The sequence below is a fragment of the Enterobacter sp. Tr-810 genome, from assembly GCF_011752765.1.
Classification (GTDB): Bacteria; Pseudomonadota; Gammaproteobacteria; order Enterobacterales; family Enterobacteriaceae; genus Enterobacter; species Enterobacter soli.
Window position 1 is genome coordinate 447,418 of sequence record NZ_VWWW01000001.1, and the last position, 26,505, is coordinate 473,922.

At 53.0% G+C, this 26,505-nt stretch carries 27 protein-coding genes and 1 other annotated feature; of the genes, 11 read left to right on the forward strand and 16 right to left on the reverse strand.

Annotated features, from left to right (window positions below):
• Positions 1-98: 98 nt before the first annotated feature.
• The 5 genes from yciH to pgpB all read right to left on the reverse strand — a co-directional run bounded on the left by yciH (position 99) and on the right by pgpB (position 3,748).
• Positions 99-425, reverse strand: a complete 327-nt coding sequence (gene yciH, locus F3J30_RS02110) for a stress response translation initiation inhibitor YciH (RefSeq protein WP_166715512.1) — start codon at positions 423-425, stop codon at positions 99-101.
• Positions 425-1,162, reverse strand: coding sequence for an orotidine-5'-phosphate decarboxylase (gene pyrF / locus F3J30_RS02115; protein WP_014070493.1), 738 nt, complete (start codon positions 1,160-1,162; stop codon positions 425-427). Before pyrF ends, yciH begins: the two co-directional genes overlap by 1 nt.
• Before the next feature lie 185 nt (positions 1,163-1,347).
• The gene (lapB, locus tag F3J30_RS02120; protein WP_014070494.1) at positions 1,348-2,517 is read right to left on the reverse strand and encodes a lipopolysaccharide assembly protein LapB; all 1,170 of its coding nucleotides are present in this window, start codon (positions 2,515-2,517) and stop codon (positions 1,348-1,350) included.
• A gap of 6 nt (positions 2,518-2,523) precedes the next feature.
• Positions 2,524-2,832, reverse strand: coding sequence for a LapA family protein (locus F3J30_RS02125; protein ID WP_014070495.1), 309 nt, complete (start codon positions 2,830-2,832; stop codon positions 2,524-2,526).
• 148 nt (positions 2,833-2,980) lie between these two features.
• Positions 2,981-3,748, reverse strand: a complete 768-nt coding sequence (gene pgpB / locus F3J30_RS02130) for a phosphatidylglycerophosphatase B (protein WP_014070496.1) — start codon at positions 3,746-3,748, stop codon at positions 2,981-2,983.
• Positions 3,749-3,945: 197 nt separating this feature from the next.
• Between pgpB and ribA the strand changes: the two genes are divergently transcribed.
• Positions 3,946-4,536: a GTP cyclohydrolase II gene (gene ribA / locus F3J30_RS02135; protein WP_014070497.1), complete on the forward strand. Its 591-nt coding sequence runs from the start codon at positions 3,946-3,948 to the stop codon at positions 4,534-4,536.
• A 43-nt stretch (positions 4,537-4,579) separates the two neighbouring features.
• On the opposite strand, the gene acnA is transcribed toward ribA, so the two are convergent.
• From acnA to topA, 6 genes are all read right to left on the reverse strand, one after another.
• Complete coding sequence (gene acnA, locus F3J30_RS02140) at positions 4,580-7,255, reverse strand: aconitate hydratase AcnA (RefSeq protein WP_166715513.1); 2,676 nt, start codon at positions 7,253-7,255, stop codon at positions 4,580-4,582.
• Between the two features lie 165 nt (positions 7,256-7,420).
• On the reverse strand, positions 7,421-7,519 hold the full coding sequence (gene ymiC / locus F3J30_RS22580; RefSeq protein WP_041162233.1) for a small membrane protein YmiC: 99 nt from the start codon (positions 7,517-7,519) through the stop codon (positions 7,421-7,423).
• A gap of 138 nt (positions 7,520-7,657) precedes the next feature.
• Complete coding sequence (locus F3J30_RS02145; RefSeq protein ID WP_041162075.1) at positions 7,658-7,828, reverse strand: hypothetical protein; 171 nt, start codon at positions 7,826-7,828, stop codon at positions 7,658-7,660.
• Positions 7,829-7,830: 2 nt separating this feature from the next.
• A complete protein-coding gene (locus tag F3J30_RS02150) occupies positions 7,831-7,971 on the reverse strand; it encodes a YmiA family putative membrane protein (RefSeq protein ID WP_217186602.1) in 141 nt (46 codons plus the stop codon).
• A gap of 338 nt (positions 7,972-8,309) precedes the next feature.
• Positions 8,310-9,284 carry an HTH-type transcriptional regulator CysB gene (gene cysB / locus F3J30_RS02155; protein WP_006175683.1) on the reverse strand — a complete coding sequence of 325 codons (975 nt, stop codon included), beginning with the start codon at positions 9,282-9,284 and terminating at the stop codon, positions 8,310-8,312.
• A gap of 187 nt (positions 9,285-9,471) precedes the next feature.
• Positions 9,472-12,069: a type I DNA topoisomerase gene (gene topA / locus F3J30_RS02160; RefSeq protein ID WP_166715514.1), complete on the reverse strand. Its 2,598-nt coding sequence runs from the start codon at positions 12,067-12,069 to the stop codon at positions 9,472-9,474.
• Positions 12,070-12,468: 399 nt separating this feature from the next.
• On the opposite strand from topA, the gene F3J30_RS02165 reads away from it, so the two are divergent.
• Positions 12,469-12,720, forward strand: a complete 252-nt coding sequence (locus tag F3J30_RS02165; protein ID WP_014070502.1) for a YciN family protein — start codon at positions 12,469-12,471, stop codon at positions 12,718-12,720.
• A gap of 34 nt (positions 12,721-12,754) precedes the next feature.
• Here F3J30_RS02165 and sohB read toward each other — a convergent pair whose 3' ends face one another.
• On the reverse strand, positions 12,755-13,801 hold the full coding sequence (sohB, locus tag F3J30_RS02170; RefSeq protein WP_166715515.1) for a protease SohB: 1,047 nt from the start codon (positions 13,799-13,801) through the stop codon (positions 12,755-12,757).
• 251 nt (positions 13,802-14,052) lie between these two features.
• Here sohB and F3J30_RS02175 point away from each other — a divergent pair, with 251 nt between their 5' ends.
• Positions 14,053-14,814: a YciK family oxidoreductase gene (locus F3J30_RS02175; RefSeq protein ID WP_166715517.1), complete on the forward strand. Its 762-nt coding sequence runs from the start codon at positions 14,053-14,055 to the stop codon at positions 14,812-14,814.
• Entirely contained in the window at positions 14,811-15,401 is a 591-nt protein-coding gene (gene cobO / locus F3J30_RS02180) for a cob(I)yrinic acid a,c-diamide adenosyltransferase (RefSeq protein ID WP_166715519.1), read from the forward strand. Before F3J30_RS02175 ends, cobO begins: the two co-directional genes overlap by 4 nt.
• 37 nt (positions 15,402-15,438) lie before the next feature.
• Here cobO and rluB read toward each other — a convergent pair whose 3' ends face one another.
• The 3 genes from rluB to rnm form a co-directional block, all read right to left on the reverse strand.
• Positions 15,439-16,314 (reverse strand): 23S rRNA pseudouridine(2605) synthase RluB, encoded by an 876-nt coding sequence (gene rluB / locus F3J30_RS02185; protein ID WP_014070506.1) that lies wholly within the window; start codon positions 16,312-16,314, stop codon positions 15,439-15,441.
• Between the two features lie 96 nt (positions 16,315-16,410).
• Positions 16,411-17,031, reverse strand: coding sequence for an L-threonylcarbamoyladenylate synthase (locus F3J30_RS02190; protein ID WP_014070507.1), 621 nt, complete (start codon positions 17,029-17,031; stop codon positions 16,411-16,413).
• A complete protein-coding gene (gene rnm / locus F3J30_RS02195) occupies positions 17,028-17,909 on the reverse strand; it encodes an RNase AM (RefSeq protein WP_166715521.1) in 882 nt (293 codons plus the stop codon). Before rnm ends, F3J30_RS02190 begins: the two co-directional genes overlap by 4 nt.
• A gap of 160 nt (positions 17,910-18,069) precedes the next feature.
• Positions 18,070-18,164, forward strand: a sequence feature (Trp leader region).
• Between the two features lie 25 nt (positions 18,165-18,189).
• Between rnm and F3J30_RS02205 the strand changes: the two genes are divergently transcribed.
• From F3J30_RS02205 to trpA, 5 genes are read left to right on the forward strand one after another with little or no spacing between them, the layout of a single operon-like run.
• The gene (locus F3J30_RS02205; protein WP_166715523.1) at positions 18,190-19,752 is read left to right on the forward strand and encodes an anthranilate synthase component 1; all 1,563 of its coding nucleotides are present in this window, start codon (positions 18,190-18,192) and stop codon (positions 19,750-19,752) included.
• Entirely contained in the window at positions 19,752-21,347 is a 1,596-nt protein-coding gene (gene trpD / locus F3J30_RS02210; protein ID WP_166715525.1) for a bifunctional anthranilate synthase glutamate amidotransferase component TrpG/anthranilate phosphoribosyltransferase TrpD, read from the forward strand. The genes F3J30_RS02205 and trpD overlap by 1 nt, the downstream gene beginning before the upstream one ends.
• Positions 21,348-21,350: 3 nt before the next feature.
• Positions 21,351-22,709: a bifunctional indole-3-glycerol-phosphate synthase TrpC/phosphoribosylanthranilate isomerase TrpF gene (gene trpCF, locus F3J30_RS02215; RefSeq protein WP_166715527.1), complete on the forward strand. Its 1,359-nt coding sequence runs from the start codon at positions 21,351-21,353 to the stop codon at positions 22,707-22,709.
• Between the two features lie 10 nt (positions 22,710-22,719).
• Positions 22,720-23,913 carry a tryptophan synthase subunit beta gene (trpB, locus tag F3J30_RS02220; RefSeq protein ID WP_014070512.1) on the forward strand — a complete coding sequence of 398 codons (1,194 nt, stop codon included), beginning with the start codon at positions 22,720-22,722 and terminating at the stop codon, positions 23,911-23,913.
• Positions 23,913-24,722 (forward strand): tryptophan synthase subunit alpha, encoded by an 810-nt coding sequence (gene trpA, locus F3J30_RS02225; RefSeq protein ID WP_166715529.1) that lies wholly within the window; start codon positions 23,913-23,915, stop codon positions 24,720-24,722. Before trpB ends, trpA begins: the two co-directional genes overlap by 1 nt.
• Before the next feature lie 40 nt (positions 24,723-24,762).
• Here trpA and F3J30_RS02230 read toward each other — a convergent pair whose 3' ends face one another.
• Positions 24,763-25,101 (reverse strand): SMR family transporter, encoded by a 339-nt coding sequence (locus F3J30_RS02230; protein WP_014070514.1) that lies wholly within the window; start codon positions 25,099-25,101, stop codon positions 24,763-24,765.
• A gap of 274 nt (positions 25,102-25,375) precedes the next feature.
• Between F3J30_RS02230 and F3J30_RS02235 the strand changes: the two genes are divergently transcribed.
• Both F3J30_RS02235 and F3J30_RS02240 read left to right on the forward strand, forming a co-directional pair.
• Positions 25,376-25,711, forward strand: a complete 336-nt coding sequence (locus tag F3J30_RS02235) for a colicin E1 family microcin immunity protein (protein WP_014070515.1) — start codon at positions 25,376-25,378, stop codon at positions 25,709-25,711.
• Between the two features lie 382 nt (positions 25,712-26,093).
• On the forward strand, positions 26,094-26,333 hold the full coding sequence (locus tag F3J30_RS02240) for a DinI family protein (RefSeq protein ID WP_014070517.1): 240 nt from the start codon (positions 26,094-26,096) through the stop codon (positions 26,331-26,333).
• Positions 26,334-26,505: the final 172 nt, after the last annotated feature.

Here is a 26,505-nt window from a genome sequence, read left to right on the forward strand (position 1 = left end):
AACGGCAACCACCGGTATAAAGATAGTTTTGAATATATTTCAGGTCTGACTTACGCACGTAAAAATAGAGCCACGGTATTTGCCGTGGCTCACTTATTTTAACCGCCTGCCAGTTTTACTTTCATGCCTTTGGCTTCGAGCAGTGATTTAATTAAATCTCGTTTGTCGCCCTGAATTTCAATAATTCCGTCTTTCACAGCGCCGCCACATCCGCATTTCTTTTTAAGCTCGGCTGCCAGTTTCGCCAGCTCAGCATCGTCGGCATCAATGCCGGTAATAAGGCATACACCTTTACCCTTTCTGCCACTGGTCTGACGCTGAATGCGCACCACACCATCACCTTTCGGACGCTCTACAGCGGCCTTGGGTTCATCGATGCGCCCGGTTTCGGTGGAATACACCAGGCGGCTGTTAGAATCGCTCATTACGCGCCCTTCTTCAGTGAGGCATTGATAGCCTTCAGGGTTTGAGCCGGGTCAGCCGATTGCGTTACCGGGCGACCGATAACCATATAGTCAACACCCGCCGCCAGCGCCTGCTCAGGCGTCATGATACGGCGCTGATCGCCCACGTCACTGCCCGCCGGACGAATACCCGGTGTAACCAGTTTGAACGCCTGGCCCAATTCTGATTTGAAGCGTACGGCTTCCTGCGCAGAACAAACCACACCGTCCAGACCACAGTTTTGAGTCAGGCGCGCAAGGCGTTCGGCGTGTTCAGCTGGTGACAACGTCACGCCGAGATCGCGCAGGTCGCTTTCGTCCATGCTGGTCAGAACCGTTACGGCAATCAGTAATGGTGCGTCTTTGCCAAAAGGTACAAGCGCTTCACGCGCGGCGGTCATCATACGCGCCCCGCCCGATGCGTGGACGTTTACCATCCATACGCCCAGCTCAGCAGCAGCAGCAACGGCATGTGCCGTGGTGTTGGGGATATCGTGAAACTTTAGGTCGAGGAAGATTTCAAAGCCACGCTGTTGCAGATCACGCACAATTTGTGGCCCAAACAGCGTGAACATTTCTTTGCCGACTTTCAGGCGGCAGTCACGTGGATCAATGCCATCGACGAAGGCAAGTGCAGCATCGCGGTTATTGTAATCGAGAGCAACAACAACAGGAGAATCAGTAACTACGCGGGAAGCGGAGGAAGTAACAGACGTCATGACCAGCCCTTTTCGTCTATGGGCGCGCAGCGGCGCGGAACAGATAAACGGCCAGCATTCTACCTGTCAGCGCCACAAATGAACAGAATCGATTTCCTTTCCTGCTAGGCCAATGGCCGCACGGTGCCATCAGATGGAGAAAAACACATTAGTATGTTGTAACTAAAATAATGTGTTTTAAAAAATTACTGCCCGTCCAGGCCGCGAATAGGCTTAATTGTGGACCAGGCGCGGCACGAAGGACAGTGCCAGTACAGCGTATAAGCGGTAAAACCGCACTTCTGGCAGCGATAGCGTGGCTTACTGCGCACCTGTTCACCGACCATGTCGCGCAGCACCATCAGGCTCTCTTTGGCGCGCCCTTCTTCCGCATCATTCAGGTGATAATCCATCAGCTTATGGAAAACACGCATCGTTGGATGGCGCTGAAGCTGGCGCGTAATATATACCTGCGCCGTGTCACTGCCTTCGTGTTGTTCAACGATGTCTGACAACATCAGCTCGGCTGTTGCGCCAGTGTTTTCTTCAACACAACGACGCAGGAAGGTGACCCATTCATCCTGCTTATTCAACTGCTGGTAGCAGGTTTGCAGCATTTCCAGCGTTTCGCTGACCAGCTCTTTATCCTGGTCAATCACCCGCAGCAAGCACTCCACTGCCTTGGCAAACTCACCGTTTGCCATAAAGACGCGCCCCATCATGATGGAAATGCGCGCGCTATTACGGTCAGCCGCAGCACCTTTTTTCAGCAGTGTCATGGCTTTATCCATGTCATCGCTGCCCATCTGTTGCAATGCGAGTTCACAGTAGAAATGGGCTATCTCAACGCGCTGTTTGTCTTTGCCCAGCTTCACCAGACGCTCAGCGGTATCAATCGCCTTTTGCCAGTCGCTTGTCGCCTGGTAAATCTGCAACAGCTGCTGCAACGCGCTGATTCGAAAATCAGTTTCATCGACCAGTTGCGTAAACATGTCTTCGGCGCGGTCGTACAGACCGGCGGCCATGTAGTCACGCCCCAGTTGCTGAACCGCGAGCAGGCGCTGATCGTACGTCAGCGACGCGCTTTCCATGAGGGTCTGGTGAATACGGATAGCGCGGTCAACTTCGCCACGCGAGCGGAACAGGTTTCCGAGGGTGAGATGGGCTTCAACGGTACCGGTGTCCTCTTTAAGCATGTCGAGGAACAGGTCTACCGCTTTATCCTGTTGGTTGCTCAGCAGGAAGTTCACCCCCGCAACATAGTCACGGGAGAGTCGGTTAGCTTCATCCTGCTTTGTTTGTTGCGCACTTCTGCGGCCCATATACCAGCCATAGGCTGCGGCTACAGGCAAAAGCAGAAACAACAACTCCAGCATATTCGATTATTCCTTGGCTACCGGCACACCAGAACGCTCTGGAATGTCAGTCGCGGGCGCAATTTGAAGTTCAAGGCGTTTGATTTTACGTTCAGCGCGCGCAAGAGAAACACGAACTTTAAGCCAGAACAGGCCGCAAACCAGCCAGCCGATGATAAATCCCGCAGCAAATAACACCGCAAGCAGGCTTGATACCCGGTATTCACCTTGTGCCAGCAGATAGTTAAACGTCACCTGTTGGTCGTTCTGCGCACCCAATGTGACCGAAATGACAAAAATCGCCAATACCAGTAAGAAAATGAGTAAATATTTCACATTACTTCCCGTTATGTGGTTCAAGCGAATAAAGTGTGTTCAACTTACCGCAATCAGCCTTATAAACTACCATTTTAGTGACGGGCGCGATACGGAAAAAGTAACGCGCCAGTATGGGATTTATGGGCTAAACGCAGAATATCAACCGTCAGACCCCGCTTTGCTCTCTTTCCGCGATTTCTTTCTTCTCTTCCGGCGGCGGTGTCAGCGGCCCACACAGTCTCTGGGCAAGCCAGGTAGCGAAGGTCACCAGCACCCACGAGATCAGTGTGGCAACAACCAAATCACGTGGCCAGTGCATTCCCAGCAGCAGACGGCTTCCCATCACGGCTGTCGCCCACACCAGCAGCACGGCTATCGTCACCGTCCTACGACGTGGCCAGAGTAATCCCACGCCAAGCAACGCCCAGCTGGCAGCAAACATCGTATGCCCCGAAGGAAATGCGAAGCCAGCTTCTTTCTGCCAGTGCTTACGCAAAAACTTGGGAATATCCTGTTGTTCCGAAAGTTGCTCTTTGACCAGCGCGCCACGGTCTTTACGCTTTAAATTGTAGAACTCATCCACCGGGATATGGTGCGTTTTTTCCAGCCAGATAACGAACGGACGCGGCTCCTGCACATGATCTTTCACCCAGGACTTCACCCCCTGCCCGACGACAATCGCCGCCGCAAGAATGGCAAATAACATCACCGCCGGACGCAGGCGAAAACGCAGACACCACAGGAACCATGCACATAGTAGTACATGGGTAATGATCCCCCAGGGTTGAGAAACCGTTTCTGTTACCCAGTACAGCGGTTTAAGCCACGCGGTATGTTGACCGGGCTGCCATGTCCAGCCGGAAATCCACACGGCCAGAGGCATAATAAGTAAGATGGCCGCACCTGCTGCCGTTCGTCGGGCAATTGAAAGCATGTCTTCTCCTTGTTCGCTAAGCGTCACAATCATAACTGAATTTCGCCCGACAGGTGGATATGTCGGATCGTGCGTTTAACGTTCGTATAGCATGGTGGCGATTAGGCGAAGTTGCTGAGCTTGTGGCAAAATGAACAGATACAGAAAGCCAAACAGGCGAAAGACACGAAACGTGTCAGCATACTCTGGAGAATCACATGCAGCTTAAACGTGTGGCAGAAGCCAAACTGCCAACCCCATGGGGCGATTTCCTGATGGTGGGATTTGAAGAACTGGCAACCGGACAAGATCACGTCGCCTTAGTGTTTGGCGACATTTCAGGGCAGACGCCGGTGTTGTCTCGCGTCCATTCGGAGTGTCTGACGGGCGATGCCTTGTTCAGCCTGCGCTGCGACTGCGGTTTCCAGCTGGAAGCGGCCCTGACGCACATCGCGGAAGAAGGTCGTGGGGTTCTGCTCTATCACCGCCAGGAAGGCCGTAATATCGGTCTGCTGAATAAAATCCGCGCTTATGCCCTTCAGGATCAGGGTTACGATACGGTCGAAGCTAACCATCAGCTTGGTTTTGCCGCCGATGAGCGTGATTTCACCCTGTGCGCAGATATGTTCAAGCTGCTGGGCGTGGATGAAGTGCGTCTGCTGACGAACAACCCACGTAAAGTTGAGATCCTGACGGAAGCCGGCATCAACATTGTTGAACGTGTACCGTTGATTGTGGGGCGTAACCCGAAAAATGCCCACTATCTCGACACTAAAGCCGCGAAAATGGGCCATCTGTTAAACGAATAATGGCTATAAGCCCGGTGCGGTAATGTGCGCCGGGCACATTCCATCAATCCAGCATCTTACGAATTACATAGTGCAGGATGCCGTCGTTCTGGTAATACGTCAGCTCTGTTGCGGTATCAATGCGGCACCGGCAATCAAGCATTTCTGTTTTACCGTCAGCACGCGTAAGCTTCACCGGCACCGTTTTACCCGGTTGCAGGTTTTGCAATCCACTGATGTCTATCTGCTCCTCCCCGGTCAATCCCAGCGTTTTGCGCGTCACGCCCTGCGGGAACTCAAGCGGCAAAATCCCCATACCAATCAGATTCGAACGGTGAATACGTTCAAATGACTCGGCAATAACCACCCGGACACCCAGCAAACGCGGCCCTTTTGCCGCCCAGTCACGGCTGGAGCCGGAACCGTACTCTTTACCGGCAATAACCGCGAGTGGGATCCCCGCCTGCTGATAACTGACCGCCGCATCATAAATCGACACCACTTCCGTTCCTGGCAGGTAGCGAGTCATGCCCCCTTCCACACCCGGCACCATTTCATTGCGGATACGGATATTGGCAAACGTACCGCGCATCATGACTTCATGGTTACCACGTCGTGAACCGTATGAGTTAAAGTCCCGCCGCTCCACACCACGGCCCTGCAAATAACGCCCTGCCGGGCTGTCGGCTTTGATGCTGCCTGCCGGGGAGATATGGTCCGTGGTCACAGAGTCGCCCAACATGGCCAGCACGCGCGCGCCCTGGATATCTTTCAGCGGCACGGGTTGCGCCTGCATCTCATCAAAGAAAGGCGACAGGCGGATATAAGTCGAATCATCCTGCCAGGCGTAGGTGTCAGACCCCTCGACTGCAATGGTTTTCCATTCAGGCGTACCTTCAAACACTTCTGAGTACTCTTTATGGAACATTTCGGTAGAAACCTGCTCAACCGCGCGCGCAATTTCCTGCGATGTCGGCCAGATATCTTTGAGGTAAACCGGCTGGTTATTACGGTCTTGCCCAATAGGGTCGGAAACCAGATTGACGTTCATGTTGCCGGCCAGCGCATAGGCCACAACCAACGGCGGTGATGCCAGCCAGTTCGTTTTCACCAGCGGGTGAATACGTCCTTCGAAATTGCGGTTACCAGACAAAACAGCGCCAACCGTGAGATCACCTTGTTTAATCGCCTGCTCAATAGGCTCAGGCAAAGGCCCTGAGTTCCCGATACAGGTGGTACATCCGTACCCCACAAGATTAAATCCAAGTTCGTCCAGATACGGTGTGAGTTTTGCCTTTGCCAGGTAATCGGATACCACTTTCGACCCCGGAGCTAACGATGCTTTCACCCACGGCTGCGGTTTTAACCCAAGCTCTACGGCTTTTTTCGCCAGCAGGCCCGCCGCCATTAGCACGCTCGGGTTAGAGGTATTGGTACAGGAGGTAATGGCCGCAATGACAACCGCGCCTTCCGGCAGCTGCCAGGTTTGTCCGTTCAGCACATAATCTACCGGGCGATGATCTTTTTGTGCCGCGTTAAGTTCCAGCTCATTACTGGCCACAAAGGCTTTGGGGACGTTTTGTAGCGCCACCCGATCCTGCGGACGTTTTGGCCCTGCGAGGCTTGCCTCAACGGTGCCCATATCAAGCTCCAGGGTGCTGGTAAAGACCGGCTCGTCACCCGGGTTACGCCACATTCCCTGCGCTTTGGTGTACGCCTCTACGAGAGCCACCTGCTCTTCTGAACGCCCACTCAGGCGTAAATAGTCAAGTGTGACATTATCGACCGGGAAAAAGCCGCAGGTTGCACCATACTCTGGCGACATATTGGCAATAGTGGCGCGGTCCGCAAGCGGGAGAGAATCAAGGCCATCACCATAGAACTCAACAAATTTGCCCACCACACCATGCTGGCGCAGCATCTGGGTGACGGTCAGCACCAGGTCAGTGGCAGTAATGCCTTCAGAGAGCTTACCGTTGAGTTTAAAACCCACGACATCGGGTATCAGCATTGAAACCGGCTGCCCGAGCATCGCGGCTTCGGCTTCAATCCCACCCACGCCCCATCCCAGCACGCCAAGGCCATTGATCATAGTAGTATGGGAATCGGTGCCCACCAGCGTGTCAGGATAAGCGACCCACTCTTTACCCTGTAATTCGCTCCAGACGGCTTTCCCCAGATATTCGAGATTAACCTGGTGGCAAATACCGGTGCCGGGTGGCACGACGCTGAACCGGCTGAACGCCTGTTGTCCCCACTTCAGAAAGACATAGCGTTCGTGATTGCGCTCCATTTCCAGACGCACGTTCTCATCGAACGCGTCTTCGTCACCAAAGCGGTCGACGGTAACGGAGTGGTCAATAACCAGATCCACCGGGGAGAGCGGGTTGACTTTCGCCGTGTCACCACCGAGACGTTTTACGGCTTCCCGCATGGCGGCTAAATCAACCACGGCAGGTACGCCCGTGAAGTCCTGCATCAGCACCCTGGCGGGCCGGTAGGCAATTTCCCGGTCCGCGTGGGCATGTTTTAGCCATCCGGCCAGCGCGTGAATATCATCAGCAGTGACAGAATCGCCATCCTGCCAGCGTAAGAGATTTTCCAGTAAAACTTTCAGCGACTTGGGTAACCGCGAAATGTCCCCAAGGCTTTTGGCAGCCAGCGGCAAACTGTAGTAATGCCAGGTTTTGTTTTCTGCCTGTAACGTGTCCTTACTGGCTTCGCGTAGGGTTAACGACATAAGCTCCTCCTTAATTACAGGGATACCCTGATTAACTCCAGGGCTGTAATTAAAGATAACACATGGTGGATGTAACGTTTTGATAACAACCCAAATTGATAAATTCTTGCGGGCGAAGACGGCGGGTATAAAACAAAAAACCCCGCCGTAGCGAGGTTTTACCAATTAAAAAATTGTCAGCCAGACAAGCTGACACCAGAAGAGAATCGACAGCGAAAAAGCGCCTATCCACGACCAGTATTTGAGAGTTGTCACGTTATTCATCATAGCAACACCAGACTTTATTAATTAGCGATCCTGAGTCAGTTCCTCAGTACAATATTGCTGATGTGTATTTATAAAAGAGTACAAAAGCGCAAAGACATTCTTCAGACTATTCGCGTAATAACGCTCAAAACTAAATTATTGTTTTTTAGGTTCGTCTTCAGCGAAGATATCAATAAAGGCCTTCTGCTGCGGCGTGAGTTTCCATGAGGCTGGAACACTGGTAGCCGGCTCTTTACGCGCTTTGTGGCTACTGTCACGATGCTGACACATCTGTTTGACCGATTCTGTACGTACCGTCACTGTCATAGTTAACCCCAATATTTCCAGGCCAGGAGAGCAACCACCACCCAAAACAGGGCAGAGACAACAAAGACCGTCATCCAGGCTTTGCGTTTAAGCGCAGGGTCCCTTTGCGGTTCTTCACTTCCTGACGGCATTGCTAACCTCATACAATCGACATCGCTTATCATTTTGATACCAAACAATTGGTACAAGTAATTATCAGTTGAGATAAATCCTAAAGAAACTTTAGCTGAAAAGCCAGTGAATTTACGCTGTGGTCCAGATTAAATATTCAATCTTTTGACCAGAAATAAATAATTGAAAAGAATTATTTGCGCAGTCGGAATTTACTTTCTACTTTTGTCGCAAATTCACGACAGTAAAACCCTATAAATAAAATGGATTATGACATTATATGTCAGCGAAGTGCAGATGATGATAATTATGATTTAGGTTTAGGCGGATATATCGGTATCTTTCCGTAATGGAAAGATACCGGGAGTGATTATTTGGCAGGGAGTTTAATGTCTTTAAACATCTCTTCGATGTCTTCATTGGAGCGCAGAGCTACGGCGGTATCTACGACATCGCGCGTTAAATGCGGCGCAAAGCGCTGAATAAAATCATACATATAGCTGCGCAGGAAGGTGCTACGGCGGAAACCAATTTTGGTTGTGCTATGGCTGAAAATATCATGCGCATCGAGACGGACTAAATCCGGGTCGGATACCGGATCAACCGCCATGCTGGCAATGACCCCTACCCCAAGCCCCAGCCGGACATAGGTTTTAATCACGTCTGCGTCTGTTGCAGTAAAGACAATCCGCGGCGTTAAACCTGCACGGTTAAATGCGGTGTCCAGCTCAGAACGGCCGGTGAAGCCGAAGGTATAGGTTACCAGCGGATATTGCGCCAGCTCTTCAATAGTCACCGACCCCTTCCCGGCAAGCGGGTGATCGGGTGTAACCACAATCGAGCGGTTCCAGTGATAGCATGGCAGCATCACCAGGTCGTCGTACAGATGCAGCGCTTCTGTGGCAATGGCGAAATCTGCGTTGCCCTTGGATACCGCTTCAGCGATTTGCGTCGGTGATCCCTGGTGCATATGCAACGATACGCGCGGGTAACGTTCGATAAAGCCTTTAATCACCCCAGGCAGGGCATAACGCGCCTGAGTATGGGTGGTGGCAATGTACAACGAGCCTTTGTCAGGCCAGGTGTGCTCTCCTGCCACCGATTTAATCGCATCGACTTTAGAAAGCACTTCCCGGGCGATACGGATTATCTCCTGCCCCGCCGGCGTAACCTGAGTGAGGTGTTTACCGCTACGGGCAAAGATCTGAATACCGAGTTCATCCTCCAGCATTCGAACTTGCTTACTGATGCCGGGTTGAGAGGTATATAGACCTTCAGCGGTAGAAGAGACGTTAAGGTTGTGATTTACCACCTCAACGATATAGCGAAGCTGCTGTAGTTTCATGCCAGACCATCCGATTTAGCGCACGCGGTCAATCGCTTAAGACGATTTGATAATAAGAAAAGGGTTAACTATAACCACTATATCATTTATAGCCTGACTGTATAGTACGGAACAAAAAATAATAACGACGTAATAAAAAAGGGCCGGAAGACCGGCCCTTTTACAGGTAAGTTACGGTAAGTGCAGATTATTTTTTGCCTTCAGCCCATTTACCGTCAACAAAGAAGGCTGACCACCCTGTCGCTTTACCCTCTTTCTCTGCGGCAACATACTGCTGTTTGGTTTTACGGCTAAAACGCACAACCGTCTTGTTACCTTCTGGATCCTGCTGCGGCGCATCGGCCAGATAACGCAGTTTCTCCGGCAGACGATCGCGGAAGCGATACAACTCTTCCACCAGCGGCGCACGAGTTTCACGCGATTTCGGGAAGGTATTGGCGGCCAGGAAGACCCCGGCGGCGCCGTCACGCAGCACGAAGTAGGCGTCTGATTTCTCACACGGCAACTCTGGCAGCGGAACCGGATCTTCCTTCGGTGGTGCAACTTCACCGTTACGCAGGATCTTACGGGTGTTCTTACACTCGTCGTTAGTGCAGGCCATGTATTTACCAAAACGTCCCATTTTCAGGTGCATTTCGGAGCCACATTTTTCACACTCAACGATTGGGCCGTCGTAGCCCTTAATGCGGAACTCACCCTCTTCGATCTCATACCCATCACAGGTTGGGTTATTACCGCAGACGTGCAGTTTGCGTTTAGGATCGATCAGATAACTGTCCATCGCAGTGCCACATTTCTTACAACGACGCTTCGCACGCAAGGCGTTCGTTTCGGCATCGTCGCCTTCAAGAATGTTGAGCACTTCGTTCTCTGGCACCAGGTTAATGGTGGTTTTGCAACGCTCTTTCGGTGAAAGCGCGTAGCCAGAACAGCCCAGGAAGACGCCGGTCGTGGCAGTACGGATACCCATCTTACGACCGCAGGTTGGGCAGTCGATACTGGTCAGCACCATCTGGTTCGGCAGCATCCCGCCTTCTTCCGGATCTTTCTCGGCTTTATCCAGTTGTTGGGTAAAGTCGCTAAAGAAGCTGTCGAGTACCTTTTTCCACTCAGCCTGATGGCTGGCCACCTGGTCAAGGCTGTCCTCCATCTGCGCGGTGAAATCGTAGTTCATCAGCTCGCGGAAGTTAGCTTCCAGACGGTCGGTAACAATCTCACCCATCTTTTCTGCATAGAAACGACGGCTTTCAACGCGAACGTAACCGCGATCCTGGATAGTCGAGATAATTGATGCGTACGTTGACGGACGACCAATACCACGTTTTTCCAGCTCTTTAACCAGTGACGCTTCACTGAAACGCGCAGGCGGTTTGGTGAAGTGCTGTGCCGGAACCAGGTCGACCAGAGACAGTGCATCGCCCTTGTTTACCGCAGGCAGGGTTCTGTCTTCATCACCTTTACGCAGCGCAGGCATCACTTTTGTCCAGCCATCAAAGCGCAGGATACGTCCACGCGCTTTCAGGCGGAAATCACCTGCCCCCACGGTCAGCGTGGTGGAGTCGTACTGGGCTGGCGTCATCTGACACGCCACAAACTGACGCCAGATCAGCTGATACAGTTTCTGCGCGTCGGCTTCCATATCTTTCAGCGATTCAGCCAACACAGAGACATCAGAAGGACGAATCGCTTCGTGCGCTTCCTGAGAATTCTCTTTGCTGGCGAACTGGTTAGCACTTTCTGGCAGGTATTTTTTACCAAAGTTGTCGCTGATATAACCGCGCACCATGTTGACGGCATCCTGGCTCAGGTTGGTTGAGTCAGTACGCATATAGGTGATGTAGCCCGCTTCATACAAGCGCTGCGCCATCATCATGGTTTTCTTCACGCCATAGCTCAGACGCGTGCTCGCCGCCTGTTGCAGTGTGGACGTAATAAAAGGTGCGCCAGGCTTACTGCTGGTCGGTTTATCTTCGCGCTCCAGAACCTGATAGCGTGCTTTTTCCAGCAACGCGACGGCAGCCATTGTCTGCTCGCGATTTTCAGAACGGAACGGCTTGTCGTTATGATGGCTTACCTGCAACGGCAGCGCGTCACCACCTGGTGTGGTGACGTTGGCGTCTACTTCCCAGTACTCTTCTGGTACAAACGCTTTGATTTCGCGCTCACGTTCAACAACCAGACGTACCGCTACGGACTGAACGCGCCCTGCTGACAGGCCACGGGCAATCTTTTTCCACAGAAGCGGAGAAACCATATAGCCCACAACACGGTCCATAAAGCGACGTGCTTGCTGAGCATTAACGCGGTCGATATTCAGCTCACCAGGCTTTTCAAACGCCTGGCGAATCGCATTTTTCGTAATTTCGTTAAACACTACACGGCTGTAGCGTTTGTTGTCGCCACCGATCACTTCCCGCAGGTGCCATGCAATGGCTTCCCCTTCGCGGTCAAGGTCGGTTGCGAGATAGATGTGGTCGGCTTTTTCAGCGAGCTGCTTCAGCTCATTAACGACCTTTTCTTTTCCTGGCAGCACTTCATATTGTGCATCCCAGTTGTGCCACGGGTTAACACCCATGCGGTTGACAAGCGCGCTACGTTCATCCTTTTTAGGCTTTTTAGCCCCTTTGGTGGAGGTAGAGTCTGCGCTCTTTTTGCTGGCTGAGCCACTGGTCGGCAAATCGCGGATGTGACCAACGCTGGATTTAACCACGTAGTCATTACCCAGATACTTATTGATCGTTTTGGCTTTTGCCGGGGACTCAACGATAACGAGAGCTTTACCCATATTCACCTTTACCTAATTTAATTCTTCCAGGAATACGCCGCACGTTGATTTCCCTTCCGCTGACGACGAGCTCTTGATATTGAGACTGCGTCAGGGGATATCAACCCCTTTGTCTTACCCTGCGTCAGAAAGATGACGTCCAGGTGATTGAGTTATCGGGTATTTTTCTCAGATAGACGTTAATTCGTGACGAATTCCCGCTCGAATGTCAAGCAATTCTGTTGCCAGAATGACGAAAGCGCACACTGTACCTGATAAAATTCGTTACGCAACTTTATTAGCATGTAATAGCGATTCCCGCCAGCCGCCGGAACCGTGCTTACCCCCTCTGATAACAGGGAAAATTTGCCCCCAAAGCCCCTCCGGCGTAGACTATTGTCACTGTTTAAGGAGTGGATTATGCAGAATACAACCCAACCAATTGACCGAGCATCTCTTCTTATTGAAGCGAACAAACTGATTCGCAACCATGAAGATACTCTCGCTGGCATCGAAGCGACCGGCGTAGAGCAACGAAATGGCGTGCTGGTGTTCAGCGGTGAATATTTCCTTGATGAGCAAGGGTTACCCACCCCGAAAAGCACCGCGGTGTTTAACATGTTTAAATACCTGGCGCATACGCTATCTGAGAAATATCACCTGGTCGATTAACGCAAAACGCGAGGCAGATGCCTCGCGTTTTCGTTTACAGCAGCGGTTTTTGTCCGCGTTGTAACCAGCGTAGCAGCAGGCGATCTGCACTTTCCGCAGCGCTGTTGGTAAACCGGTCGAGCAGGCGTTTACGCTGCGCAAAGCGCACGCCGACCAGCTCACGCCCTTCCATCAGCCCTAACAGCAGATCGTCACTGGTACCGACATCATCCACCAGCCCTTTTTCCTGAGCCTGCGTGCCGTACCAGTGCTCCCCGGTTGCAACCTGCTCAATATCCAGGGTTGGGCGCATACGCTGCACAAAGTCTTTAAAGAGATGGTGGGTTTCATTAAGGTCTTCACGAAACTTCTGACGCCCCTCTTCGGTGTTTTCACCCAGCAGCGTCAGCGTGCGTTTGTACTGCCCGGCGGTATGCAGCTCAATGTCGATCTCTTTGTTTTTCAGGAAGCGGTTAAAATTCGGAATTTGCGCCACAACGCCAATAGAGCCAATGATTGAAAACGGCGCAGCTACAATTTTGTCGGCCACACATGCCATCATGTAGCCACCGCTCGCGGCCACTTTATCCACGGCGACGGTCAACGGAATCTGTTTATCACGCAGACGCTGGAGTTGAGACGCTGCCAGGCCATAGCCATGCACCACACCGCCAGGGCTTTCAAGACGTAATACCACCTGATCCGCAGGCTTCGCCACTGCAAGCACTGCCGTTACCTCTTCGCGTAAGGAGGTCACTTCATGCGCATCCATACTGCCTTTAAAATCGAGAACATAAACACGTGGTTTAACGTCATTCTGTGGGAGCTGTGATTTTGCTTTCGCTTTGGCCGCTTTAGCTTCCTGCTTGTGCTTTTTCTTTTGCACTTTTACCCACTGTTTCTGCTGATGGCTATCCAGCAGCGCAAGGGACATCTCTTCCTGCATCTCCTTATACTGTTCGCTTAAGCGGGTGATCCGCAATTCGCCACGCTGACGTTTACGCTGGGTCAGGTTAACGAGCAAGACCGCGATGACCGCAATGGCAATCACCACCGTCGCGATTTTGGCTAAAAACAACCCATATTCAGAAAGTAATTCCACGTGTTCCACCTTGATTTAACCACGATTCTTCCCCGCCAGTGTACAACAGCCGTTGTCAGGCGTCTTGCTCGTGACAATACCTGTGCGAGCCGCCTTCAGGAATCCCCGTTACTGGATGAAATATTTGCAAATTGTTAATTTCACAGAGAAGCGTCCTGTAGACTGATTGAATTCTCATGCTATTTCGGGCATAAAGCCGAAAAGTGATAAAAAGCAGGCGCGATCTACGTGCAGCGCCCAGAGGAGTCACCGTGCACTATCAACCGCAAAAAGATTTACTACAAAACCGCATCATTCTTGTCACCGGTGCCAGCGACGGGATTGGTCGTGAAGCTGCGCTGACTTACTCCCGCTACGGGGCACACGTCATCCTGGTGGGCAGAAACGAAGACAAACTGCGCGACGTGGCGCAAGAAATAGAAGACGAAGGCGGCGCATTAGCCCCCTGGTATACGCTCGATTTACTTACCTGCACGCCTGAGACGTGCCAGGAGCTTGCACAGCGAATTGCAACGCACCACCCGCGCCTCGACGGCGTATTGCACAACGCCGGGTTGCTCGGGGAAGTTCGCCCTATGGATGAACAAAAGCCGGAGCTCTGGCAGCAGGTGATGCAGGTTAACGTCAACGGGACATTTTTCCTGACACAGGCATTGCTTCCTTTATTACTCAAATCTGATTCAGGATCGCTGGTCTTTACATCGTCAAGCGTTGGGCGTCAGGGACGTGCAAACTGGGGAGCGTACGCGGTATCAAAATTTGCCACAGAAGGCATGATGCAGGTGCTGGCCGAGGAGTATCAGAGCCGCCATCTGCGCGTAAATTGCATTAATCCGGGCGGAACACGCACCAAAATGCGCGCCAGCGCGTTCCCGGGTGAAGATCCGCAAAAACTGAAAACTCCGGCCGAAATTATGCCGCTCTATCTTTGGCTCATGGGTGATGACAGCCGCCGTAAAACCGGTATGACCTTTGACGCACAGCCAGGCCGTAAACCAGGGATTTCGCAATGAGTGAAGAACGCCATCAGCAACGCCAACAACGTCTGAAAGAACAGGTCGATGCACGTGTCGCCGCAGCCCAGGATGAGCGCGGCATTATTATTGTTTTCACCGGCAACGGGAAAGGTAAAACCACCGCCGCGTTTGGCACGGCCACTCGCGCTGTGGGCCATGGTCAGAAAGTGGGTGTTATTCAGTTTATTAAAGGCGAATGGCCTAACGGAGAGCGTAACCTGCTGGAGCCGCACGGCGTCGAATTTCAGGTCATGGCGACCGGATTTACCTGGGACACACAAAACCGTGAAACCGATACAGCCGCGTGTCTGGCCGTCTGGGAACACGCGAAAAGAATGCTGGCAGACCCCACGCTGAACATGGTGCTGCTGGATGAAATCACCTATATGGTGGCCTACGACTATCTGCCGCTGGATGCTGTACTGGCTGCATTACAGGCTCGTCCGGCGCACCAGACGGTGATTATAACGGGACGCGGATGCCACCGGGATATTCTTGAAATAGCCGATACCGTCAGCGAATTACGCCCGGTTAAACATGCTTTCGATGCAGGTATCAAAGCCCAGATCGGGATTGATTACTAAGAAAAAAGCCCGGTTGATGAGACCGGGCTTTTAAAGATTAACCGTTGTTATTACGGCTGCCAGAGCGGCGATTATTGCTCACCTGGCTGTGACGTTTTACCGCACGGCGGATCTGGTTCGCTTTCATGCGACGACGATCTTTTTCAACCGCCACTTTAGAGGTGGTTTCCGGCGTCAGGCCGACCAGTTCACGCAGGTAGTTAGTCTGGGTTAAATCCAGCTCGGTATAGCCACCACGCGGCAGACCTTTCGGCAGCAGGATGTCGCCATAACGTACGCGGATCAGGCGGCTCACCTGCACACCAACCGCTTCCCACAGACGACGAACCTCGCGGTTACGGCCTTCTGTCAGGGTAACGTTGTACCACTGGTTAATCCCTTCACCACCGGTAAATTTGATGGTTTTGAACGCCGCCGGGCCGTCTTCCAGTTGCACGCCACGCGACAGGTCGCGCAGTTTGTTCTCATCAACCTGGCCGAATACACGCACTGCGTATTCACGTTCAACTTCGCGGCTTGGGTGCATCAGGCGGTTTGCCAGCTCACCGTCAGTGGTAAACAGCAGCAGACCGCAGGTGTTCACATCCAGACGACCCACGGCAATCCAGCGAGCGCCGCGCAGTTTAGGCAGGCGGTCGAATACTGTCGGGCGACCTTCCGGGTCATTGCGGGTACACAGCTCACCTTCTGGCTTGTAATAGGCCAGCACGCGGCAGATCTGTTCAGCGGACTCTTTTACCGAGATAAGATGACCGTCGATACGGATCTTCAGCCCCGGTACAATTTCTACGCGGTCGCCCAGCGTGGAGACTTTACCGTCCACACTCACGCGACCTGCTTCAATAATAGCTTCGATTTCACGGCGTGAACCGTGGCCGGCGCGCGCCAGCACTTTCTGTAACTTCTCGCTCATTGAGCTTCCTCAGGTGTCGCCTTCACAGGCGTCGAATCAGGTCAAAACACGGCAGCGCCCCGTTTTGATGGCCGCGTAGTATAGCTGCTTACACCTTTACAAGAAAGGTTTAACATCACCCACGCCTTCGCGAATCACTTCCGGCGCATCGTCAGTCAGATCAACCACGGTAGTCGGCTGCTGCCCGAGGTATCCACCGTGAATAACCAAGTCTACCACCTTCTCCAGTCGATCCTTGATTTCATCCGGGTCGGACTCGGTAAACTCGCTGCCAGGCAGCATGAGCGACGTCGACAGCATCGGCTCACCTAGAGTCTCCAGCAGCGCCTGTGCAATCGGGTTCGAAGGAACGCGCATCCCGATGGTTTTACGTTTTTCCTGCAACAGACGGCGCGGAACCTCTTTTGTCCCTTTCAGGATAAAAGTGTAGTTACCCGGCGTGTTGTTTTTGATCAGACGAAACGCCACGTTATCAACATAAGCATAGGTGGACAGCTCAGAGAGATCGCGGCACATCAACGTAAAGTTATGGCCGTCTGGCAGCTGGCGAATGCGACAGATACGCTCCATCGCCCCTTTGTCTTCAATTTTGCAGCCCAGCGCGTAACCCGAGTCGGTCGGATAAACGATAACGCCCCCCTTGCGGACAATCTCCACGGCCTGATTGATCAGGCGGGGTTGCGGGTTATCTGGATGAATATAGAAAAACTGACTCATACTTCCCTCTCTTCAAGTTGCTTCGGCTGTTCCCAGAGCTGCCAGACAGGCTCTACGCCTGCGGGGAGCCAGAGTTTGCGACCCAGTTCTATCCACGCACAAGGCTGATGGAAATCAGAGCCCTGTGACGTAAGAAGCCCAAACTGGCGGGCATAGGTCGCGAGCTGCGAACGCTCATTGGGTGCCTGCTGGCATTGTGCGACTTCCATCGCGTCTCCTCCGCGCTCGGCGAAGTGAGCCAACAGCCTTTTCAGCCATTTAGCAGAAAGATTATACCGCCCAGGATGGGCCAGCACTGCCTTGCCACCAGAATGATGAATCACATCAATAGCTTGTTCTATTGTACACCACTGTGGCGGAACGTATCCGGTTTTCCCGCGCGCCAGGTATCTTTTAAACACGTCGGCCATGGTGGTGGCTTTACCGGCCTCAACCAGAAAACGGGCAAAATGACCGCGCGTAACGGCACCGCCGTTCGCCAGCTTCTGAGCCCCTTCCAGTGCCCCCGGGATATGGGCTTTTTCGAGACGCTCGCCAATCATCTCTGCGCGAAGGTTACGACGCGTTTTTTGTTCTTGCAAAAATGCGCACATTGCAGGATGTTCTATATCGATGTTCAGGCCAACGATATGAATTTCATGGTTTTCCCAGAGGGTTGAGATCTCCACACCAGCAACCAGGTTTAGCGGTAAACCGCAGCGGGCAATTTCGGCACGCGCCGCAGGAATAGCATCCGTTGTATCGTGATCGGTTATCGCCAGCGTGCCAACGCGCATTTCGACGGCACGGTGGACGAGAGCTTCGGGCGTCAGCAGGCCATCAGAAGCCTGAGTATGGCTGTGTAAATCGTAAATTACGGCGTAGGTGGTATCGCTCAAAACACTTCCCATCACAGGTTAATAACATCTCAGAGGCCTATGATAACGGCTTGCCGCAAAATTCTGAAATCAAGGGTTGACAACACGCCATCGAACTAGTTAACTAGTACGCAAGTTCACACGAGAAAGGTATCTGAAAATGACAGCACATTTCACTCTGCACGGTTGGTGGCGCACTTCCTGATTATCGGGCAGTGTCACTCGTCTGCGAAATGCAAACAGATACCAGGCCCGCGCTAAAGCGGGCTTTTTTTTGAACAGAATAAATGAGAAGAACATCATGCAAACAGCCAAACCACACCTCGAATTGCTGACCTGCGAGGCGGCCTATCGCCATAACCCTACCGCGCTGTTTCATCAGGTGTGCGGTGCGCGTCCGGCCACCCTGCTGCTGGAATCAGCGGATATCGACAGCAAAGACGATCTCAAAAGCCTGTTGCTGGTCGACAGCGCGCTGCGCATTACCGCGTTAGGTGACACCGTCACAATTAAAGCCTTATCTGACAACGGTGCATCCCTGCTGCCGCTGCTGGATGCCGCGCTGCCTGCTGGCATCGAGAATGAACATCACCCGGAGATGCGTGTGCTGCATTTCCCGCCGGTCAGTCAGCTGCTGGATGAAGACGCCCGCCTGTGCTCCCTGTCTGTATTCGATGCCTTCCGACTGCTGCAAAATCTGGTTTCAGTGCCTGAAGATGAACGTGAAGCCATGTTCTTTGGCGGGCTGTTTGCGTATGACCTGGTCGCAGGTTTTGAAGATTTACCGGAAACCGAACAAGGCAACCGCTGCCCGGACTACTGCTTCTATCTGGCCGAAACATTGCTGGTGATCGACCATCAGAAAAAATACACCCGCATTCAGGCAAGCCTGTTCACGCCGTCGGTATCGGAAAAGAAACGTCTTGATCACCGCATCGCGCAACTTCAGCAGCAATTGACCGAAGAGCCCCCTGTGCTGCCGGTTCAGCGCGTGGAAAAAATGCAATGCGATGTTAATCAGACTGACGATCAGTACGGTGCCGTCGTGCGTCAGATGCAAAAAGCGATTCGCGCCGGTGAAATTTTCCAGGTAGTTCCGTCCCGTCGTTTCTCGCTGCCTTGCCCGTCACCGCTGGCCGCCTACGATGTGCTGAAAAAGAGCAACCCGAGCCCGTACATGTTCTTTATGCAGGACAATGATTTCACCCTGTTTGGCGCCTCTCCGGAAAGCTCACTGAAATACGATGCCACCAGCCGCCAGATTGAGATCTACCCGATTGCCGGGACACGCCCGCGTGGCCGCCGTGCCGATGGCTCGCTTGACCGCGATCTCGACAGCCGTATTGAGCTGGAAATGCGCACCGACCATAAAGAGCTGTCCGAGCATCTGATGCTGGTAGACCTGGCGCGCAACGACCTGGCACGAATTTGTACCCCAGGCAGCCGCTACGTCGCTGACCTCACCAAAGTCGACCGTTATTCATTTGTGATGCACCTGGTATCCCGCGTGGTCGGTGAACTGCGCAGCGACCTGGACGTGCTTCACGCCTACCGTGCCTGCATGAACATGGGTACCCTGAGCGGTGCGCCAAAAGTTCGCGCCATGCAGCTTATCGCCGAAGCCGAAGGCCGTCGTCGCGGCAGTTACGGCGGTGCAGTAGGGTATTTCACCGCTCACGGCGATCTCGATACCTGCATCGTTATCCGCTCTGCATATGTGGAAGATGGCATTGCCACCGTCCAGGCGGGTGCGGGTATCGTTCTGGATTCTGTTCCGCAGTCTGAAGCTGACGAAACTCGCAGTAAAGCTCGCGCGGTATTGCGCGCCATTGCTACCGCACACCATGCACAGGAGATTTTCTGATGGCTGACATTCTGCTGCTCGATAATATCGACTCCTTTACTTACAACCTGGCAGATCAGCTGCGTGCGAATGGCCACAACGTTGTTATTTACCGTAACCATGTTCCGGCGCAGACCCTGATTGAGCGTCTGGGCACTATGCAAAACCCGGTGCTGATGCTCTCCCCTGGGCCTGGCGCACCAAGCGAAGCGGGCTGTATGCCAGAGCTGCTGACCCGGATGCGCGGTAAGCTGCCGATCATCGGTATCTGCCTTGGTCATCAGGCGATCGTTGAAGCTTACGGCGGCTATGTCGGCCAGGCCGGTGAAATTCTGCACGGTAAAGCCTCCAGCATTGAACATGACGGCCAGGCGATGTTTGCCGGGTTGCCAAACCCACTGCCGGTTGCGCGTTATCACTCGCTGGTTGGCAGCAATATCCCGGCGGGGCTGACGATTAACGCCTCGTTCGAAGGCATGGTGATGGCGGTGCGCCACGATGCCGATCGCGTTTGCGGCCTACAATTCCACCCGGAATCTATTCTGACCTCTAACGGCGCGCGTCTGCTGGAACAGACCCTCGACTGGGCGTTACAGAAACTGGAGCAAACCAATACGCTCCAGCCGATTCTGGAAAAACTGTACCAGGCGAAGACGCTGAGCCAGCAGGAAAGCCACCAGCTCTTCTCCGCTGTAGTTCGCGGTGAACTGAAACCTGAACAGCTGGCAGCAGCGCTGGTCAGCATGAAAGTCCGCGGCGAAAGCCCGCAGGAGATAGCTGGCGCAGCAACCGCACTGCTGGAAAACGCCGCACCGTTTCCGCGCCCTGATTATCCGTTTGCCGATATCGTCGGCACCGGCGGTGACGGCAGCAACAGCATCAATATCTCCACGGCCAGCGCATTTGTGGCAGCAGCCTGTGGGATGAAAGTGGCGAAACACGGTAACCGCAGCGTATCCAGCCGTTCGGGGTCGTCTGATTTACTGGCGGCCTTTGGCATCAACCTGGACATGAAGGCAGAACGCTCGCGTGAAGCTCTGGACGATTTGGGTGTCTGTTTCCTGTTTGCCCCGAAATACCACACCGGTTTCCGCCATGCGATGCCGGTTCGACAGCAGCTGAAAACCCGCACCCTGTTTAACGTGCTGGGCCCACTGATTAACCCGGCGCATCCGCCGCTGGCGCTGATTGGCGTTTACAGCCCGGAACTGGTACTGCCGATTGCCGAAACCTTACGTGTACTGGGTTATCAGCGTGCCGCAGTCGTACACAGCGGCGGTATGGATGAAGTGTCTCTTCATGCACCAACGCTGGTTGCAGAGCTGCGCGAGGGCGAAATCCATAGCTACCAGCTTGAAGCCGAAGACTTTGGATTAGTGCCCTATCGCCAGGAAGCGCTGGCAGGCGGCACACCGGAAGAAAACCGTGACATTCTGACGCGCTTACTACAAGGTAAAGGTGAGTCCGCTCATGAGGCTGCCGTTGCCGCCAACGTTGCCATGCTGATGCGTTTACACGGTGAAGAAGACCTGAAGGTCAACGCACAAAAAGTTCTGGACGTACTGCGCTCTGGCGCAGCATACGATCGCGTTACCGCACTTGCGGCGAGAGGGTAAAGAATGCAGACCGTTTTAGCGAAAATTGTTGCCGATAAGGCCATCTGGGTAGAAGCACGCAAACAACAGCAGCCGCTTGCCAGTTTTCAGAATGATGTCGTACCAAGCAGCCGCCGTTTTTACGATGCCCTTCAGGGTACGCGCACCGCGTTTATCCTGGAGTGTAAAAAAGCTTCTCCGTCAAAAGGCGTTATCCGTGATGATTTTGATCCTGCACGCATTGCAGGCGTCTACAAACATCATGCGTCAGCCATCTCCGTGCTGACAGATGAAAAATATTTCCAGGGCAGTTTTGATTTTCTGCCGATTGTCAGCGGCATCGCCCCGCAGCCAATCCTGTGCAAAGACTTTATTATCGATCCGTACCAAATCTGGCTGGCACGGTTTTACCAGGCCGATGCCTGCCTGCTGATGCTCTCGGTGCTTGACGACGAACAGTATCGCCAGCTCTCTGCCGTGGCACATAGCCTGAACATGGGCGTGCTGACCGAAGTGAGCAACGAAGAAGAGCTGGAACGCGCCATTGCGCTGAAAGCCAAAGTGGTTGGCATTAACAACCGCGACCTGCGTGACCTGTCAATTGACCTTAACCGTACACGCCAGCTTGCGCCGCGCCTCGGTTCCGGCGTGACGGTTATCAGCGAATCCGGCATTAACACTTATGCCCAGGTGCGCGAGCTGAGCCATTTTGCCAACGGCTTCCTGATTGGTTCCGCCATGATGGCATATGACGATCTCAACGCTGCCGTGCGCCGCGTGCTGCTTGGGGAAAACAAAGTTTGCGGCTTAACCCGTGAACAGGACGCGCAGGCAGCCTGTGAAGCCGGTGCGATTTACGGCGGGCTGATCTTCGTCGACACCTCCCCTCGGGCCGTTACCGTCGAGCGGGCACGTGGAATTATCGCGGCAGCACCACTTAGCTACGTGGGCGTGTTCCGTAACGCGGATATTGCTGATGTTGCCGCGAAAGCCGAAACCTTATCGCTTAGCGCAGTCCAGTTGCACGGCAGCGAAGACCAGGCGTATATCGACGCCCTACGTCAAGTTTTGGCACCACAGGTGCAAATCTGGAAAGCCCAGAGCGTAGGCGACACCCTGCCCGCGCGTAATCTTAATCATGTTGATAAATACGTACTCGACAACGGCCAGGGCGGCACCGGCCAGCGTTTTGACTGGTCATTGCTGAATGGTGAAGTGCTGGACAACGTGCTGCTGGCAGGCGGGCTGAGCCCGGATAACTGTGTAGAAGCGGCGAAAACCGGCTGTGCCGGCCTCGATTTCAATTCAGGCGTAGAGTCCCAACCGGGTATCAAAGATGCCAGCAAGCTGGCCTCGGTGTTTAAAACTCTGCGTGCATATTAAGGAAGAGAAGATGACGACATTACTAAACCCGTATTTTGGTGAGTTCGGTGGTATGTACGTACCGCAAATCCTGATGCCTGCGCTGCGCCAGCTGGAAGAAGCGTTCGTGAGTGCACAAAAGGATCCGGCATTTCAGGCTGAATTTACCGACCTGCTGAAAAACTACGCTGGCCGCCCGACCGCGCTGACCAAGTGCCGTAACCTGACCGAAGGTACAAAAACCACGCTGTACCTTAAGCGTGAAGATTTACTGCACGGCGGCGCGCACAAAACCAACCAGGTGTTGGGTCAGGCGCTGCTCGCCAAGCGTATGGGCAAAACCGAAATCATCGCCGAAACCGGTGCGGGTCAACACGGTGTGGCGTCGGCTCTTGCCAGTGCCCTGCTCGGCCTGAAATGCCGCATCTACATGGGTGCGAAAGACGTTGAACGCCAGTCGCCGAACGTGTTCCGTATGCGTCTGATGGGTGCTGAAGTGATCCCGGTACACAGCGGCTCGGCCACGCTGAAAGATGCCTGTAACGAAGCGCTGCGCGACTGGTCTGGCAGCTATGACACCGCGCACTATATGCTGGGCACCGCGGCAGGTCCGCATCCGTTCCCGACTATCGTACGTGAATTCCAGCGCATGATCGGCGAAGAGACCAAAGCCCAGATCCTCGACAAAGAGGGGCGCCTGCCTGATGCAGTGATCGCCTGCGTGGGCGGTGGCTCTAACGCCATTGGGATGTTTGCAGATTTCATCGACGACACCAGCGTAGGGCTGATTGGCGTTGAGCCTGCCGGGCACGGTATCGAAACCGGTGAACACGGCGCGCCGCTCAAGCATGGCCGCGTTGGGATCTACTTCGGTATGAAATCCCCGATGATGCAAACGGATGAGGGCCAGATTGAAGAGTCTTACTCTATCTCTGCGGGCCTTGATTTCCCGTCCGTTGGGCCACAGCACGCGTATCTGAACAGCATCGGTCGTGCGGATTATGTCTCTATTACCGATGACGAAGCGCTGGAAGCATTTAAAACATTGTGTCGCCACGAAGGGATCATCCCGGCGCTAGAGTCCTCTCATGCGCTGGCACACGCGCTGAAAATGATGAAAGAAAACCCGGAAAAAGAGCAGCTGTTGGTGGTTAACCTTTCCGGTCGCGGTGACAAAGATATCTTCACCGTTCACGATATTCTGAAAGCACGAGGGGAAATCTGATGGAACGCTACGATAACGCATTTGCACAACTGAAAGCCCGCAAGGAAGGCGCGTTCGTTCCCTTCGTCACCCTTGGCGATCCTGGCCCGGAACAGTCGCTGAAAATCATCGACACCCTGGTGGAAGCTGGTGCCGATGCGCTGGAACTGGGGATCCCGTTCTCAGATCCGCTGGCAGATGGCCCAACCATTCAGAATGCGACCCTGCGCGCCTTTGCCGCGGGCGTAACGCCAACCCAGTGCTTTGAGATGCTGGCTGCCATTCGTCAGAAACACCCGACAATCCCGATTGGCCTGCTGATGTATGCCAACCTCGTGTTTAACCGCGGTATTGATGAGTTCTATGCCGAATGTGCACGCGTGGGTGTGGATTCCGTGCTGGTTGCGGATGTGCCGATTGAAGAGTCTGCCCCGTTCCGCCAGGCGGCAATGCGTCATAATGTTGCGCCAATTTTCATCTGCCCGCCAAACGCCGATGACGAACTGCTGCGTCAGATTGCCTCTTACGGCCGTGGTTATACCTATCTGCTTTCCCGTGCAGGCGTAACCGGAGCCGAGAATAAAGCGGCGCTGCCACTGCATCATCTGGTGGAAAAACTGGCGCAATACCACGCAGCGCCTCCGCTGCAAGGCTTTGGTATCTCCTCACCAGAGCAGGTGACTGCGGCGATTGATGCCCAGGCTGCCGGGGCCATTTCCGGCTCCGCGATTGTGAAAATCATCGAGAAGAACGTTGATAAGCCAGAACAGATGCTGGCCGAACTGAAAGCCTTCGTCACCGAGATGAAAGCCGCTACACGTAAAGCGTAAACAGTGTCACCCGTCTGGCTCGCTGCCAGACGGGTATCCCTTAGTGGGCCACGCTTTTCGAAAAGAGATTAATGACCACCACCCCACCGATAATCATCAACATCCCCAGCATGGCCGGGAAATCGAGTTTTTGCCCCAGAAACAGCCAGCCAACCGCGCCGATCATGACGATACCCACCCCGGACCAGATAGCGTAGATAATCCCCGTAGGAATGCTTTTCATCGGGATGGTCAGGCACCAGAAGGCAATGCAGTACCCCAGAATGGCCACAACGCTCGGTAACAGACGCGTAAAGCTATCCGAAAGCTTAAGCGCCGTGGTGGCAATGACTTCCATCACAATGGCAATCGCCAGAAAAAGAACAGCCTGTTGGTTCATAGAGTCCTCAATAAAAAGCCAGCAAACCCGATATTATAAAACGCTTTTATGACGGTTCAGAGAAGTCTTTGTCATTGATCTTATCTATAGATTGGCCGTGACAACGTTGCGCCCAGCACCAAAGTTATGCTGCTGAGCAAACGCACGCGTTGAAACTGCGGCCACCAGGCGGATGTTTAAGCTTCTCTTTTGCATTCAGGCTATGATTGTGAGACGCGGGAAAGCGGAGAACAGGCGAAATTTCAACAGGGCTGTTTAGATTTATAAGGTAAGCATGACACTTAAATACTATCTGGGTAACTTATGTTGGGGTTTGGTCGTGTTCGGGATTATCGCCTTTGGCTGGCATGATGAACTTCAAACAACCACAATGAAGATATTTATGGTACTCGCTATGCTAAGTGGGTTGATTTTCCCCTTTGCAAAAAAAGCGATTGAACGGATTGCCCTGAAATATTCAACACGCGAACAGTGGACTACAGGTTTCTATACTGAAACGCCGATGAAGAACGGGTTGTACGCATTCTACTTCATGCTGATTTTCGTCGTGGCCATACCGGTTGGCGTAATCTATCTGCTGTACCTTGCAATATCCAAAAAGTGCACATGACGTTGCCCTTGATTAAGGATAGCGTTGCATCGACCCATGGAACTCGCAGCACAGAGCGGACATTTCAGCTTTTCCCTATCCCGGAAATTTAAACTTAGCTTTGACATAATCACATCAGACTACCCACCCCATGTTATGAAGGATCCAGTAGCGGTTTTCGCTGTCGTCAGTGGTCTTGTCACCGCCGTCTCGCAATGAAGCTGTCAGTGCTGACATTGCAATAGCCTGATTGAGTTGTATGGCCTCAACGAATACAGCCCTTATCTCGTATGGACGTGACATGAGTTACACCCTCACCCACCCATTGACTGTATACATATACAGTTGTATTTTTAAAACCAAAGATCAAGCTAAGACTAATTTCACAATCTAAGGAAAGGTAATGTTCGTAGAGCTCGTTTATGACAAACGCAATTTCGAAGGCCTGCCAGGTGCAAAAAACATCATTCTGGATGAGTTGACAAAGCGGATTGGCCGCGTTTTCCCGGATGCAGAAGTTCGAGTTAAACCGATGATGACACTGCCAGCGATCAACACTGATGCAAGCAAGCATGAGAAGGAACAGATAAGCCGGGTTGTGCAGGAGATGTTTGAAGAAGCTGATATGTGGCTTGAGGCTTAGTCTTTATTTGATAGTTTTCAATACCAGCAGGCAGTCATTTAATGATACGCCTGCCTGTAAACTGTTATTTTCCACCCACCGGAAAACTCTTTTACAAAGTCCACACGGCAACATCGTAACAAACGCCCCATTAGGCTGGATGTATCAATGCTGTCCGTAAACATTTAATTTT

Coding starts and splice junctions, on each gene's coding strand:
- yciH (WP_166715512.1), bottom strand. CDS start 425: ATGAGCGATTCTAACAGCCGCCTGGTGTATTCCACCGAAACCGGGCGC.
- pyrF (WP_014070493.1), bottom strand. CDS start 1,162: ATGACGTCTGTTACTTCCTCCGCTTCCCGCGTAGTTACTGATTCTCCT.
- lapB (WP_014070494.1), bottom strand. CDS start 2,517: ATGCTGGAGTTGTTGTTTCTGCTTTTGCCTGTAGCCGCAGCCTATGGC.
- pgpB (WP_014070496.1), bottom strand. CDS start 3,748: ATGCTTTCAATTGCCCGACGAACGGCAGCAGGTGCGGCCATCTTACTT.
- ribA (WP_014070497.1), top strand. CDS start 3,946: ATGCAGCTTAAACGTGTGGCAGAAGCCAAACTGCCAACCCCATGGGGC.
- acnA (WP_166715513.1), bottom strand. CDS start 7,255: ATGTCGTTAACCCTACGCGAAGCCAGTAAGGACACGTTACAGGCAGAA.
- ymiC (WP_041162233.1), bottom strand. CDS start 7,519: ATGAATAACGTGACAACTCTCAAATACTGGTCGTGGATAGGCGCTTTT.
- F3J30_RS02145 (WP_041162075.1), bottom strand. CDS start 7,828: ATGACAGTGACGGTACGTACAGAATCGGTCAAACAGATGTGTCAGCAT.
- F3J30_RS02150 (WP_217186602.1), bottom strand. CDS start 7,971: ATGAGGTTAGCAATGCCGTCAGGAAGTGAAGAACCGCAAAGGGACCCT.
- cysB (WP_006175683.1), bottom strand. CDS start 9,284: ATGAAACTACAGCAGCTTCGCTATATCGTTGAGGTGGTAAATCACAAC.
- topA (WP_166715514.1), bottom strand. CDS start 12,069: ATGGGTAAAGCTCTCGTTATCGTTGAGTCCCCGGCAAAAGCCAAAACG.
- F3J30_RS02165 (WP_014070502.1), top strand. CDS start 12,469: ATGCAGAATACAACCCAACCAATTGACCGAGCATCTCTTCTTATTGAA.
- cobO (WP_166715519.1), top strand. CDS start 14,811: ATGAGTGAAGAACGCCATCAGCAACGCCAACAACGTCTGAAAGAACAG.
- rluB (WP_014070506.1), bottom strand. CDS start 16,314: ATGAGCGAGAAGTTACAGAAAGTGCTGGCGCGCGCCGGCCACGGTTCA.
- F3J30_RS02190 (WP_014070507.1), bottom strand. CDS start 17,031: ATGAGTCAGTTTTTCTATATTCATCCAGATAACCCGCAACCCCGCCTG.
- F3J30_RS02205 (WP_166715523.1), top strand. CDS start 18,190: ATGCAAACAGCCAAACCACACCTCGAATTGCTGACCTGCGAGGCGGCC.
- trpD (WP_166715525.1), top strand. CDS start 19,752: ATGGCTGACATTCTGCTGCTCGATAATATCGACTCCTTTACTTACAAC.
- trpCF (WP_166715527.1), top strand. CDS start 21,351: ATGCAGACCGTTTTAGCGAAAATTGTTGCCGATAAGGCCATCTGGGTA.
- trpB (WP_014070512.1), top strand. CDS start 22,720: ATGACGACATTACTAAACCCGTATTTTGGTGAGTTCGGTGGTATGTAC.
- trpA (WP_166715529.1), top strand. CDS start 23,913: ATGGAACGCTACGATAACGCATTTGCACAACTGAAAGCCCGCAAGGAA.
- F3J30_RS02230 (WP_014070514.1), bottom strand. CDS start 25,101: ATGAACCAACAGGCTGTTCTTTTTCTGGCGATTGCCATTGTGATGGAA.
- F3J30_RS02235 (WP_014070515.1), top strand. CDS start 25,376: ATGACACTTAAATACTATCTGGGTAACTTATGTTGGGGTTTGGTCGTG.
- F3J30_RS02240 (WP_014070517.1), top strand. CDS start 26,094: ATGTTCGTAGAGCTCGTTTATGACAAACGCAATTTCGAAGGCCTGCCA.